Source organism: Kitasatospora sp. NPDC001159, assembly GCF_053598235.1.
In genome coordinates this window covers 1-12,204 of record NZ_JBSFJV010000150.1, presented here as the reverse complement: position 1 = coordinate 12,204, position 12,204 = coordinate 1, and the positions used below count along the sequence as shown (strand labels likewise).

Genomic DNA, 12,204 nt, shown 5'->3' with positions numbered 1-12,204 from the left:
GATTGGTGCTGGTCATCAGGGGTGGAACTCCTACTCGGGCCCTCTCAGGCTAACCCGACAAAGCGGGATGTCTCACCCAAGGCTGACAGAGAGGGAGTCGGCATCGCCGAGCTTGGGCTCGATGCCGATCCCGGGCCGCCACGGAGCCAGATGCGGCGATTCCTCCAGCAGGTCGTCGGTCATTCACATGGAGTGCGGTGGCGAGGGAGTCCAGGTCATTGATGCCAAGGGCTCGCTGGCGGGCATGACATGAAGCGAGGGAGTAAAGAGATCGGTTGTGACGCCTCATCTAGGCTCATCTAGGCTGGCGCAGTGACTGATGAGCAGGAGCGGGTGCAGCCGTCGGGAGTGTGGGCCACCGCGGTGGGGGTGGCCAGGGTGCGGGCGCTGGAGACCGAGCGGGAGGACGCGCTGTTCCGCGACCCACTGGCACAGGCCTTCGCCACCGCCGGCGGCCTGTGGCCCTCCTCGCCGCCGCCCGATGACGAGGCCGCGCGACGCCGCCGGCTGGCCGTGTCGTTCTCCATCGTCATCAGGACGAAGTTCCTCGACGACCTGTTGCAGCAGGCCTCCGCGTCCGGGGTCCGGCAGGTCGTGCTGCTCGGCGCCGGCATGGACAGCCGGGCCTTTCGGATGGACTGGCCCGAGGGCACCCGGCTGTTCGAGGTGGACACCGCCGCGCCACTGGACTTCAAGGCTTCGGTGCTGCGCCAGGAGCGGGCCGTCGCACGCTGCGAGCGGATCACCGTCGCGGTGGATCTGCGTGAGGACTGGCCAGGCGCGCTGGCTGCCGCAGGGCACGACCCGGCGGTGCCGACCGTGTGGATCGCCGAAGGATTGCTGATCTATTTGCCTGAGGACGCGGTGGAGCTGCTGCTGGCCCGGATCAGCGCGCAGTCGGCGGCAGGCAGTCGGATGGGGCTGACGTTGGGCTCGCGCGGCGTGATCGAGTGCTTCGGCGCGGACGCCGTGCCGGGATCGGCGGCGTCCATGTGGGTCTCGGAGATGCCCGATGACCCGGTGGGCTGGCTGGCCGGACACGGCTGGGAGGCCGACAGCCACACCCTGCGCGAGCGCGCTGCCGCCTACGGCCGCCCGATCAGCACCCCGCCGCAGCGCGAGGAGCGGCCCGGCGGACTGATCTCGGCGGTCCGCCGGTAGAGCGCCTCCCGGTTCCCTCGATGATCGATTCCAAGGGGGCCTGATGAGGGGAGCCAGGTTCATACGCGGCCAGCCAGTCATGCGCGCCAACCGATCGCAGTGGAGTGTGCTCCCGTTGTCGGCGGCGCATGCTCTGGCCCGCGAATCGGGTGTCACCGGTGCTTCTTCACCCTCCCGTGGTGGGTCTGCCGAGCTCCTGCCGGGTGGGGCCGTGGGCGCGGTGGGCGGGCGTGACTGCGTCCCGCTCCGGAACCGGCGTGTGTTCCAGTGGGGCGTGTTCCAGCGGCTGTCGGGGCGTCGTGGGCGGCGGTGTTCCGCCGAGGATGGCGAGCACGACCTTCCCGTCCACCGTCTCCTCCGCGATGAGAAGTTCGGCCAGTTCGTCCAGCTGGCGGCGGTGGCCGCGCAGCAGGTCGAGCGCCCGTTTCTCGGCCTGCCGGAGTAGTCCTGCCACCTCTTCGTCGACCGTGCGCTGAGTCTGTTCGGAGTACGGACGGCGCAGCCTGTCCTCCGGGTTCTCGCCGAGGTACTGGGCGGTGCCGGTCGCGTACCCCACAGGCCCCAGGGCGGACGACAGACCGAACTCGCGCACCATGCGGGTGGCGACAGTGGTGGCGTTGGTCAGGTCGTTGGCTGCGCCGCTGGAACCCTCGCCGAAGACGAGCAGCTCCGCGGCCCGGCCGCCGAGTTGGACGGCGAGTAGGTCCTCCAGATAGCCCTGGCTGTACAAACGCCGCTCGGCCTCGGGGAGTTGCTCGGTCGAGCCGAGCGTCATGCCGGCCGGCAGGATGGTCACCTTGGCGACCGGGTCCGCGTGCTCGCACAGGGCGGCCATGAGAGCGTGCCCGGACTCGTGCACGGCGACCGCACGGCGCTCCTCCGGGAGCAGGGCGTTGGAGGATTCCCTGCGCCCGAGCAGTACCCGGTCGCGGGCGGTGTCGAGGTCGTGTGCCGTGATGACGGTACGCCCGGCTCGCACCGCGTTGATGGCGGCCTCGTTCACCAGGTTCGCCAGGTCCGCTCCGGAGAACCCCGGAGTACCGCGCGCGACGCGCTCCAGGTCCACGTCGGGGGCCAGGGTCTTGCCGCGCACGTGAACGGAGAGGATCGCGGAGCGCTCGCCCTGGTTCGGCAGCGGTACGGTGACCTGCCGGTCGAAGCGGCCCGGGCGCAACAGGGCCGGGTCGAGCGCGTCGGGGCGGTTGGTCGCGGCCAGCACGACGATGCCCGTGCTCTGGTCGAAGCCGTCCATCTCGGAGAGCAACTGGTTGAGGGTCTGCTCCCGTTCGTCGTTGCCGCCGAGCCGTGCACCGCCGCCGCGCCGGGCGCCGACGGCGTCGATCTCGTCGATGAAGACGATCGACGGCGCGCGTTTGCGCGCCTCCTCGAACAGGTCGCGGACCCGCGAGGCACCAACGCCCACGAACATCTCCACGAACGCCGAGCCGGTCACCGACAGGAACGGGACCTCGGCCTCCCCGGCGACCGCACGGGCGAGCAGGGTCTTCCCGGTCCCCGGAGGGCCGACCATGATCACACCTCGCGGCCCCTTGGCACCGGCGGCGGCGTACCGACCGGGGCTGCGCAGGAAGTCGACGACCTCGCTGACCTCCTGCTTCACTCCCTCATAGCCGGCGACATCGGCGAACCGGGTGCCCGGCCGCTCCGCCTCGATGATCTTCGCCCGGGACCGTCCGACCGCGCTGAGACCGCCGCTCATCGTTTTCGTCGCCATCCGCCCCGACCAGAGGAAGAGCCCGATGAGGACGATCAGCGGCAGGAAGAGGAGGAGGGCGGACAGCGGTGAGCCGCCGCTGGGAGCGGTCGCGGTGATCTCGACGTGCTGGGACTGCAACTCCTGGGTGAGCCCGCCGTTGTTCAGTGCGGTCGGTATCTGGGTGGTGAACTTCGTGCCGCTCTTCAAGGTCCCGCTGATCGCGCCCTTGTCGGTGATCTCGACGGTCTTGACCTGGCCTGTGTCCACCCTGCCGACGAAGTCACTGTAGGTGTATCGCGTTCCCGTCCCGGACGGGCTTCGGGACAGGAGCAGGAAGAACACGATGAGAGCCAGGACCGTTGGCAGGAGCCACCGCCGCCAACCCGGTTCCGGCGGTTGAGCGGGCTTCGGCGGGTCGGGCGGGGGCCCGGGTCTGGCCCGGCCGGTCGGATGGCGTGTGGGGAAGCGGTTGCGTGCGTTCATCTCGTGCATTCGGGCCTCCTCGGCTCTCATGGTCCGCTCCCGAGGAGGTTGCGGGCAGGGCCGGTCGGCCTACCTGACTGAGGCGGCCGGCCGTGTCTGGCTGGCTGGCTGGCTGGCTGGCTGGCTGGCTGGTGCTCGGACCGGACAGAGGCCGGTGGGACCGTTCAGCGAACTTCTTGGGCGGGCGGGGAGGGCGCTCGTGTCGCATTCCGTTGCCGGCTCGGGAATCGTGGATGTCGTGGCAGTGGCGTATGGCCGGTGCCGAGTCGTGCCGTGCATGGAGGACGTGGTCATGTCGGAGCACTTCGAGGTCGAGCCGCTGGGCGATCACGAGTATCTGCTGCGAGCACGCGTCGGTGAGGAGGTGATCGAGTCGCGCTTCAGGGCCAGCGAGACGGTTGCCGAGCAGCTGCATGTGGAGCCGACCGACGAGCGTCGTGCGGTGGAGGAGACGGCGGAGTTCCTGGCCGAGCGGCAGTCGTTGATCGACCTGCCGCCGATGGTGGACCTAGACGACGTTGTCGCCTGCTACGACGACTACCTTGATCAGCTCGGGCGGCGCCTGGCGTCGTCGCACACGCCGTAGCCCCGGTGTTGTGGGGCGATCCTCCGCCGGCCTGGAGGAGCAGCAGGCGGCACTGCGGGCGGAGGAGGAGAAGCTCACCGCCGCGACGCAGCGGCTGGAGGCGAGGGTGGAGGATTTCCGTACGCGCAAGGAGATGTTGAAGGCCGAGTACACCAGGGCCGAGGCGGAAGCCCGGATCGGGGAGGCCGTGTCCGGTGTCGGGGACGTGCTGGGCGACGTCGGCGCGGCTGTGCGGCGGGCCCAGGACCGGACCGCGCAGCTACAGGCCCGCTCGGCGGCGCTGGACGAGCTGACCTCCGGCGCCCTGGAGGACGCCACCGTACCGGCTGGCCCGGACGAGGTGCAGGTCGGACTGGAGCGGATCAGCACGGACCAGGACGTGGAACAGGAGCTGAAACGGCTGAAGGCGCAGTTCCCGGCCGCTCCTGCCTCGCGGACGCAGGAGGAAACGGGCACCGGGCGGGCGGAGCCCGGGTGGGGAGCCGTCGCTGTGACCGCGTACCGGAGGAGGGGGTGAGTCGTCTCCGTTTACGCCGCCAGGGCGTGACCTTGCTGGTCTCGAGTGGGATGAGGTAGCCCCACTCGGGGTGTTTGCGCAAGCGCCTGCGGTTGTAGAAGGTCTCGACGAACGTGAAGACCTCCGCGCGGGCGGTGGCGCGGTCCGGCCAGATCCGGGTGCCATCGCCCGATCAGGTCCGGGACGAACACCGGCTTGCGGGCCTGGCGGGTCAGGCCACGGCGCCGACGACGGGCGACACCGTGATGCCGCGCGGCGCATGATCCGCTCGACCTTCTTCCGGTTGACGGCGCGACCTTGGCGGCGCAGTTCCGCGTGCACGTGCGGGACGCCGCCGTAGGCGCCCCTGGAGGCGAGGTGGATCACGGTGATCTCGGCCGCGAGCAGTTCCTCCTCGCGCAGGCGGGCCCGGCGGGCGGCCTCGCCGGCCCGCCAGGCATAGAACGACGACCGGGAGATCCCCAGGACGACACAGATCCGCTTGACGCCCCAGACGCCCCAGACGCCCCAGACGCCCCAGGGTCGATACGGGCGGGGGTACATTTGAACAATTTCGATAATACCCCAGGGGGTACTATGGTGGACATCGAGAGGGAACCGGCCGCCGCCGGACCGGACACCGTCCGGGTGCGGGCGGAGCCGAGAGGAGAGACCCGCGTCACCGCCACCGTCCGTTCGGGCACCCGCGTCGCGCACCGCGGCACCCCCGACGCGCCGGACCACTGCGGCCCGGCCCGCACCACTGGAGAAACCCATGCCCCAGCTGCCGTCCGCCCCCGGGCAGACCACCCCCACCCAGGCCCATGAGCTGGCCCGCACCGGCGCCGCCGTGCTGCTCGACGTCCGCGAGGCCGCCGAGTTCACCGCTGGGCACGCCCCCGGCGCGCTGCACCTGCCACTGATCGGCCTGGCCGCCGGAGTCGAGCTGCCGCCCGAGGCCACCGGCCGGACCGTCCTCGCGATCTGCCGTTCCGGAAACCGCTCCCAACGGGCGGCCGCGCTGCTCGCCGCACGCGGCGTCGAGACGCTGAACGTCACCGGGGGCATGGGCGCCTGGCAGCGGGCAGGCCTGCCGGTCACCACGCCCCACGGCGGCGCCGGGCACGTGATATGACCACGCTGATCCTGGCGCTCGCCGCTGGCGCGGTGGTCGGGCTGGCGCTCGGCGGACTCGGTGGCGGCGGCAGCATGCTGGCCGTACCCGCCCTGGTCTACCTGCTCGACTTCTCCCCCGCGCCGGCCACCACGGCGAGCCTGGTGATCGTCGCCGCCACCTCACTGACCGGCCTGCTCGCCCACGCCCGGGCCGGGCGGGTGCGGTGGCGCACCGGCGCGCTGTTCGCCGCCGCCGGACTACCCGCCGCCGCAGCCGCCGGGGCCCTGTCGGCCCACCTGCCGGGCGCACTGCTGACCGGCGCCTTCGCGGTACTGGCTGCGCTCGCCGCCTGGCGGATGCTGGTGCCGCCCAAGGCGGAGCAGCAGGAACGATCCGCCGCCGGACCGGGCCGCTCGACGGCGGCCGGCGCGGGACTCGGCGCGGTCACCGGACTGCTCGGCGTCGGCGGCGGCTTCCTCGCCGTGCCCGCGCTGGTCTCGGTGCTCGCCTTCACCATGGCCGAGGCGGTCGGCACCAGCCTGCTGGTCATCACCGCCAACTCCCTCGCCGCCCTGCTGCCCCGCCTCGGCGAGCCCGGCGCGATCGACTGGGCCGTGGCCGCACCCTTCACCGGCGCCGCGATCCTCGGCGCCTGGGACGGCAAGCGGCTCGCCGACAAGCTCAGCGGACGCACCCTGCAGCGGGCCTTCGCCATCGCCCTGCTCTCCGTCGCCACGCTGATGCTGGTCACCACCCTCAGCTGACCCGCTCCCCTGCTCCGGCCACCGCCGGTCCGCCCATCCATCCCGAGAGGACCCCCACGGACCGACGGTGTTGAGGACGGCGTCCACGGCGCCGAGGGCGGCGTCCAGTTCGGCCGCGTCCCTGACGTCGACCCGCTGCCTGCGGACCGGTACCGCCGCGCCGGCGGAGAGCAGGGCGGCCGTGCGACGGGCGGCCTCCAGATCGCGGTCGGCGATCACCAGTCCTGGACGCCGGGGAGACCGGCGACGGCACGGGCGGCGACGCGGCCCATCTCTCCGGCTCCGCCGAGGGCGAGCACCTTCATGGTCGTCATCCCTTCCGCCAGTTGATCGAGTTGACGGTGGGCCAGGAACGTCCGCAATAGTTGATCTATCGCCATACGAACGTATCGTGGATGAACTTTTGGTGACGGCACCTATATCTCGGCGGTCGCACCAGCCACGGGCGCCGCCTCCTCCGGCACGGCGGGCTCCGGCAGAGTGCGGAACAGCGCCCAGCTGAACACCGGCATCGCCGCCAGCGGCAGCAGCACCGTCCGCAGCGAGGTGGCGTCCGCGACCGCGCCGATCAGCGGGCTGACCAGGCCGCCGATGCTGACCGTCAGCCCGAGGGTGATCCCGCTCGCGGTGCCGATCCGGGACGGCAGGTAGTCCTGCCCCAGCGTGACCTGCAGCGAGAACGGCACGTACAGACCCGCCGAAGTGAGCGCCGTGAAGAGGTACAGCGCTGGCCCCGGGACCAGCAGCACCCCGGCCACCGCCACCGCCGCGACCAGGTACGACCAGCGCGCCACCGCGACCCGGCCCCACCGGTCCGCCAGCGCGCCGCCCAACACCGAGCCCACCGCGCCGCCCGCGTACAGCACCACCAGCGCCGCGGTGCCGGCCGCCGTCCCGCCGCCGAGGCGCTGGGTGGCGAACAGCGACAGGAAGGTACTCAGGCCGGTGAAGGCGATCGAACGGCACACCACGGCCAGCGACAGCTTCACGAAGGAGGCCCGGTCGTCCCGGCCCGGTTTGCGCGCCGCACCCGCCCCGGCGGCGCGCCGCCGCGCCAGCTCGCGCAGCACCGGCGGGCACAGCGCGGCGCCCGCGAGGGCTGGCAGCGCCAGCAACGGGGTCAGCCGCAGCCCGCCGGTGCCGACCACGGCGGCGACCAGCAGCGGCGCCGCCGCGAAGCCCAAGTTGCCGCCCAACGAGTACCAGGCCATCCCCCGGTGACCGGCCCCCGCCCCCTGCGCGACCGAGCGGGCCACCCGCGCCGACTCCGGGTGGTACGCGGCCACCCCGACACCGGACAGCGCCACGCAGGAGAGCGTCAGCCCGTACGAGCCACCCACCCCGCTGAGCGCGATGCCCGCGCCGCCGAGCAGTGTGCTGACCGGCAGCAGCCAGGGCAGCGGCCAGCGGTCGGTGAGCATCCCGAACAGCGGCTGCGCGACCGAGGAGAGCAGGGAGGCGGCGAGCACCACGCCCGACACGGCGGCGTAGCCGTAGCCGCGCTCGGCCACCAGGAAGGGCACCAGGGCGGCGACGGCGCCCTGGTAGACGTCGACGCAGGCGTGTCCGACGGACAGCAGCGTGATCGACGTGTGGTACGGCAGGAGGGTCGGCTTCTCTGACGCTTCTTCTGACGGTTGCTTCAGCACCCCGCCATGCTGGGGTCCGCACCCCCTATCGGACTTCCGATAATCTGCCAGCCGATGTCGAAGATCCGCCACGATCCCGTCGCCCCCACCCGCGCCCAGCTGCTGCCCTCCGGGACCGGGATCGACGCCCACCGCCACGACGACCACCAGATCGCCTACGCGGCTCGCGGCGTGGTCGCGATCACCACCGACGCCGGCTCCTGGGTCGCCCCCGGCAACCGTGCGCTCTGGATCCCGGCCCGCACCATCCACGCCCACCAGGCGCACGGCGACCTCGAACTCCACCTCGTCGGCCTGCCCGCCGCCGAGAACCCGCTCGCCCTGGACCGGCCCACCGTCCTCGCCGTCGGCCCGTTGCTGCGCGAGCTGATCACCGCCTACACCCGCGTCCCCGAGGACGACAGCCCCGAACGCTCCCGGCTACGCGCCGTCCTGCTCGACCAACTGCACGCCGCGCCCCAACAGCCGCTCCACCTGCCCACCCCGACCGCGCCGCTCCTCCAGGCGCTGTGCGGGCTGCTGCACGCCGACCCGGCCGACCGCCGCACCCTCGCCGAACTAGGCCGCGCCGTCGGCGCCAGCGACCGCACCCTGTCCCGGCTGTTCCGCGCCGACCTCGGGATGACCTTCCCCCAGTGGCGCACCCAGCTGCGGCTGCACCACGCGCTGGTGCTGCTCGCCGAGGACGTGCCGGTCACCGCCGTCGCGCACCGCTGCGGCTGGGCCTCGGCCAGCGCCTTCATCGACGTGTTCCGCCGCACCTTCGGCCACACTCCGGGCGGCCACCCGGCGCGCTGAAAGCCCCGGTTGTCCGTCCCGAGTGGCAGGCTTGGGGGCATGTGCGGCCGCTTCGTCTCCACCACCACACCCCAGGACCTCGTCTCGCTACTCGGAGAGCTCCGCTGGGACCCGGCCGAGACCTTCGCGCCGAGCTGGAACGTCGCGCCCACCGACCCGATCCCCGCCGTGCTGGAACGCCTTGACCGGGAGACCGGCGAAGTGCTGCGCCAACTGCGCCCGCTGCGCTGGGGCCTCGTCCCGTCCTGGTCCAAGGACCCGTCCGGTGGCGCCCGGATGATCAACGCCCGCTCGGAGACCGTCGACACCAAGCCCGCCTTCCGCAAGGCCTTCACCGCCCGCCGCTGCGTCATCCCCGCCGACGGCTACTTCGAGTGGCGCGAGGTCCCCGCCACCGCCGACCGCAAGAAGTACAAGCAGCCGTACTTCCTCAGCACCGGCGGCGTGATGCTGATGGCCGGCCTGTACGAGTTCTGGCGCGACCGCGCCCGTGCCGACGACGACCCGCTCGCCTGGCTCGCCACCGCCACCATCATCACCACCGACGCCACCGACTCGGCCGGCCGCATCCACGACCGGATGCCACTCACCATCGCCCCCGACGACGTGCCCACCTGGCTCTCCCCTGCCCTCACCGACCCCACCGACCTCCACCACCTGCTGCGCCGCCCCGCCGACGGCGCCCTGCGGGTGCGCGCCGTCCCACCCGCCGTCAACAGCGTGCGCGCGCCCAACGGCCCGGAGCTACTCGAAACCGCCCCGGACCCGCTGGGGCTCGCCGACTGACGCCCCGCCCGCCGCTGATTCCGCTGACAGCGCGTTTGCTCCGCACTACCCTCGGCGACACCGTCGCCGTGCACCGGCTGCTCCAGGCGGTGCTCCGCAACCGGCGGGAGCCGCCGACTACGGCAGCGAGCGGAACGGCACCTGGCGGAAGCAGCCGCCTAGCTCTGGCCGGATGCCCCGGATACGGCCGTGGCCGGGTGCCCATGAACACCCGACCCCGGTTCCGGCCCCGCTCGCCGTCAGCGCTGGCGCACGGAGGTGAAGCCGCAGACGGGCGTGCAGAGGGTGACGATGCCGCTGTAGCGGTGGGTCGTCCGCCCCCGGGTGATGCTGTGCACGGTCAGCTTCTCCCGCAGGGTCGGCTGGTGGCACCGCGGGCAGATCGCGGCGACCGGCTTGCCCCAGGGGCGGTTCGGGTTGAGCCTGGTGGCCGCCACCACCATCAGGACCACGGCGAGGCCGGCGCCGCCGAAGCCGACCACCCGCCACATGTCGTTCGAGGACTCCCGGCGGTCGATCATCTCGTCGTAGCTGTAGGTGCCCCCACCGCCGTGGTTGGACCAGATCCGGCACTCGGTGTCCCGGGTCATGGTCTTGCCGTCGCAGGTCGGGGCGCTGGTCGGGTCGGACTTGCCGACCACCAGCGCCAGGAACAGACCGAAGCCGGCGAGGAGCCCCAGCACCACCAGCGCCGTCGTCCGGCTACGACCGTTGTGGAGACGTGTGCGCTCTTTCACCGCCGTATCGATCACAACGTGCGCCATGTTGCTGCCGTCGACCGCCACCACAGATCTCCTGTTGTTCGTGTTCTGTGCCCGGATGCTCCCCCGGCCGGCCGGGGTTGACACGAACCCACCATGGTCGGGCCGCGTTCGCACGGGACTTGGAGATACCGTGACCTCGGACCGGCGCCCCGGCGGACCGGCGGTCAGGCCTGCGGCGCCACCGAGGCCAGATAGGCCTCCGACTTCCCCGGGTCGAGGAACCACTCCTCCAGGTCCGCCGGGTCGTCGAAGGCGTTGGCGAACCGGTCCCTCACGGTCGGGAGTTCACCACCCGCGCCGAGCAGCTGGAGGACGTGCGGGGGCGGCGGCATGAGCATCGCGTTGCTCCAGACGGTGGCGGCGCGCCCGGCCGTCGTCCAGAAGCGGTCGAAGGCGGCCTGCTGGAAGTCCCGGTCGAAGGGCTTGTCGCCGTGGGCGAGGATCGCCTCCAGGTAGCCGGCGGCGCACTTGGCCGCGTTGTTGGAACCCTGGCCGGTGATCGGGTCGTTGGTGACGACCACGTCCGCGACGCCCAACACCGCGTCACCCCCCGGAAGTTCGCCGATCGGACGACGGACCGTCGGAGCGAACCGGCCCGCCAGGGTGGCGCCGGGATCGGTGAGTTCGACGCCGGCCCGGGTCCGGTCGTACTCCCACGGCGTGAAGGTCTTCATCAACTCCAGCATCACCCGCAGGTGGTCGGCCGGATCGCGGAGCCCGTCGAAGGCATCCGCCGGACCGCCCGGGACGGCCTCCCACAACATGGCGTCGCAGGGCCCGGCCGCGGTCAGCACCGGCATGACGAAGAACTCCCCGATGCCGGGCACCACGTTGCAGCGCACCGCCTGGAAGTCGTGCTCAGGACGCGGCGCGAGCCCGTACACGTAGGCGGCGGCCAGCGCGCGCTGCGGCCGGGTGTACGGGGACCGCTCCTCGTCGCGCTCGAACAGTGAGGCCAGTGATCCCTTCCCGGAGGCGACCAGCACCAAGTCGTAGGAGCCGGCGAGGTGTTCGAGGTCGGCGGCGCTGACCTGCCGCAGCTCCACCCGGCCGCCGCGATCGGCGAACAGCTCCAGCCAGGTGGACATCTTCAGCCGCTGGTCGACGGACTGCGCGTAGCTGTCCAGCCGACCGACCCAGTCGATCACCCGCACCGACTCCGGCCCGCCGACCGACACGCCGACCCCCTCGATCCGGGGCGCCTCCTCGGCCCACAGGTCCAGGCCGAGGGCGCGCTCGGCGCGCAGCGCGGCGTCGAACATGCACTGGGTGGACATCACCCGCCCGTCCCGCACCTCCTGCGCGTCACGGTCGGTCAGCAACGTCACGTCGTAACCGTGGGACTGCAGCCCGAGGGCCAGTTGGAGGCCGGACTGCCCGGCGCCAACGATCAGAATCCTGCGCATCGCCCCTGCTCTCCTGGTGGTCCGTCCGAGCCCGGCCGCCCGCCCAGCCCGGTTGCCAGAGGTCTGGATATCAGTCCTGGGCGCCCGCGTCCACGGCGCCGACACGCCGAGGCGGCACCCGGCCGATCGGGACGCCATCAGGATGTCGATTTGAAAAATTCTTCAAGTTCATAGAGGGTGACCTGTCGCCGACGGCCCGTACCGACGGCCCGGACAGCACAGACAGCACAGACAGCGCAGACGCACAGACAGGACAGCCAGAGCGAATGAGCGACAACCTCCCCCCCTGCCCGCAGTGCTCCAGCGAGTACACCTATGAGATGAACGCCCTCATGGTCTGCCCCGAGTGCGGACACGAGTGGATGCCCGCCGAGGGCGGCTCCGAGCAGGCCGCCGGCGCCGGCGAGCGGGTGATCCGGGACGCGGTCGGCAACGTCCTCAGCGACGGCGACACCGTGACCGTGGTCAAGGCCCTCA

The 12,204-nt window shown here is 72.0% G+C and carries 13 protein-coding genes and 2 pseudogenes; 9 read left to right on the top strand and 6 right to left on the bottom strand.

Going from position 1 to position 12,204, the window contains the following annotated elements; genetic code table 11:
* Nucleotides 1-78 precede the first annotated feature (78 nt).
* Nucleotides 79-223: pseudogene (locus tag ACWC9T_RS38330) on the bottom strand (IS982 family transposase); the annotation flags it as partial.
* 125 nt (nt 224-348) lie between these two features.
* Here ACWC9T_RS38330 and ACWC9T_RS38325 point away from each other — a divergent pair.
* Nucleotides 349-1,161, top strand: coding sequence for a class I SAM-dependent methyltransferase (locus ACWC9T_RS38325; RefSeq protein ID WP_449825665.1), 813 nt, complete (start codon nt 349-351; stop codon nt 1,159-1,161).
* A 166-nt stretch (nt 1,162-1,327) separates the two neighbouring features.
* On the opposite strand, the gene ftsH is transcribed toward ACWC9T_RS38325, so the two are convergent.
* Entirely contained in the window at nt 1,328-3,361 is a 2,034-nt protein-coding gene (gene ftsH / locus ACWC9T_RS38320; RefSeq protein WP_449825664.1) for an ATP-dependent zinc metalloprotease FtsH, read from the bottom strand.
* A 292-nt stretch (nt 3,362-3,653) separates the two neighbouring features.
* Here ftsH and ACWC9T_RS38315 point away from each other — a divergent pair, with 292 nt between their 5' ends.
* The 3 genes from ACWC9T_RS38315 (at nt 3,654) to ACWC9T_RS38305 (ending at nt 4,727) form a co-directional block, all read left to right on the top strand.
* Entirely contained in the window at nt 3,654-3,947 is a 294-nt protein-coding gene (locus ACWC9T_RS38315; RefSeq protein WP_449825662.1) for a hypothetical protein, read from the top strand.
* Nucleotides 3,948-3,957: 10 nt separating this feature from the next.
* A complete protein-coding gene (locus tag ACWC9T_RS38310; protein ID WP_449825667.1) occupies nt 3,958-4,464 on the top strand; it encodes a PspA/IM30 family protein in 507 nt (168 codons plus the stop codon).
* A gap of 113 nt (nt 4,465-4,577) precedes the next feature.
* On the top strand, nt 4,578-4,727 hold the full coding sequence (locus ACWC9T_RS38305) for a hypothetical protein (protein WP_449825666.1): 150 nt from the start codon (nt 4,578-4,580) through the stop codon (nt 4,725-4,727).
* Nucleotides 4,728-4,758: 31 nt separating this feature from the next.
* Here ACWC9T_RS38305 and ACWC9T_RS38300 read toward each other — a convergent pair.
* Nucleotides 4,759-5,007 (bottom strand): annotated as a pseudogene (locus tag ACWC9T_RS38300) (hypothetical protein); the annotation flags it as partial.
* Nucleotides 5,008-5,218: 211 nt separating this feature from the next.
* Between ACWC9T_RS38300 and ACWC9T_RS38295 the strand changes: the two are divergent.
* A complete protein-coding gene (locus tag ACWC9T_RS38295; RefSeq protein ID WP_449825661.1) occupies nt 5,219-5,578 on the top strand; it encodes a rhodanese-like domain-containing protein in 360 nt (119 codons plus the stop codon).
* Nucleotides 5,575-6,324: a sulfite exporter TauE/SafE family protein gene (locus tag ACWC9T_RS38290; protein WP_449825660.1), complete on the top strand. Its 750-nt coding sequence runs from the start codon at nt 5,575-5,577 to the stop codon at nt 6,322-6,324. Before ACWC9T_RS38295 ends, ACWC9T_RS38290 begins: the two co-directional genes overlap by 4 nt.
* Nucleotides 6,325-6,740: 416 nt before the next feature.
* Here the strand turns inward: ACWC9T_RS38290 and ACWC9T_RS38285 are convergent, their stop codons facing one another.
* A complete protein-coding gene (locus tag ACWC9T_RS38285) occupies nt 6,741-7,970 on the bottom strand; it encodes an MFS transporter (RefSeq protein WP_449825663.1) in 1,230 nt (409 codons plus the stop codon).
* Between the two features lie 57 nt (nt 7,971-8,027).
* Between ACWC9T_RS38285 and ACWC9T_RS38280 the strand changes: the two genes are divergently transcribed.
* Nucleotides 8,028-8,771: an AraC family transcriptional regulator gene (locus ACWC9T_RS38280; RefSeq protein ID WP_449825659.1), complete on the top strand. Its 744-nt coding sequence runs from the start codon at nt 8,028-8,030 to the stop codon at nt 8,769-8,771.
* Nucleotides 8,772-8,810: 39 nt separating this feature from the next.
* Entirely contained in the window at nt 8,811-9,557 is a 747-nt protein-coding gene (locus tag ACWC9T_RS38275) for an SOS response-associated peptidase (protein WP_449825658.1), read from the top strand.
* A 239-nt stretch (nt 9,558-9,796) separates the two neighbouring features.
* On the opposite strand, the gene ACWC9T_RS38270 is transcribed toward ACWC9T_RS38275, so the two are convergent.
* Nucleotides 9,797-10,342 (bottom strand): hypothetical protein, encoded by a 546-nt coding sequence (locus ACWC9T_RS38270; protein ID WP_449825657.1) that lies wholly within the window; start codon nt 10,340-10,342, stop codon nt 9,797-9,799.
* Nucleotides 10,343-10,485: 143 nt separating this feature from the next.
* Nucleotides 10,486-11,727 carry a styrene monooxygenase/indole monooxygenase family protein gene (locus ACWC9T_RS38265; RefSeq protein ID WP_449825656.1) on the bottom strand — a complete coding sequence of 414 codons (1,242 nt, stop codon included), beginning with the start codon at nt 11,725-11,727 and terminating at the stop codon, nt 10,486-10,488.
* 266 nt (nt 11,728-11,993) lie between these two features.
* Between ACWC9T_RS38265 and ACWC9T_RS38260 the strand changes: the two genes are divergently transcribed.
* Nucleotides 11,994-12,204: alkylphosphonate utilization protein (locus ACWC9T_RS38260; RefSeq protein ID WP_449825655.1), on the top strand; the 211-nt coding region annotated here is incomplete at its 3' end.

Excerpts from the sequence above, each read along its gene's own strand:
- ACWC9T_RS38315 (WP_449825662.1), top strand. The coding sequence starts at position 3,654 with ATGTCGGAGCACTTCGAGGTCGAGCCGCTGGGCGATCACGAGTATCTG.
- ACWC9T_RS38275 (WP_449825658.1), top strand. The coding sequence starts at position 8,811 with ATGTGCGGCCGCTTCGTCTCCACCACCACACCCCAGGACCTCGTCTCG.
- ACWC9T_RS38265 (WP_449825656.1), bottom strand. The coding sequence starts at position 11,727 with ATGCGCAGGATTCTGATCGTTGGCGCCGGGCAGTCCGGCCTCCAACTG.
- ftsH (WP_449825664.1), bottom strand. The coding sequence starts at position 3,361 with ATGAACGCACGCAACCGCTTCCCCACACGCCATCCGACCGGCCGGGCC.
- ACWC9T_RS38295 (WP_449825661.1), top strand. The coding sequence starts at position 5,219 with ATGCCCCAGCTGCCGTCCGCCCCCGGGCAGACCACCCCCACCCAGGCC.
- ACWC9T_RS38280 (WP_449825659.1), top strand. The coding sequence starts at position 8,028 with ATGTCGAAGATCCGCCACGATCCCGTCGCCCCCACCCGCGCCCAGCTG.
- ACWC9T_RS38290 (WP_449825660.1), top strand. The coding sequence starts at position 5,575 with ATGACCACGCTGATCCTGGCGCTCGCCGCTGGCGCGGTGGTCGGGCTG.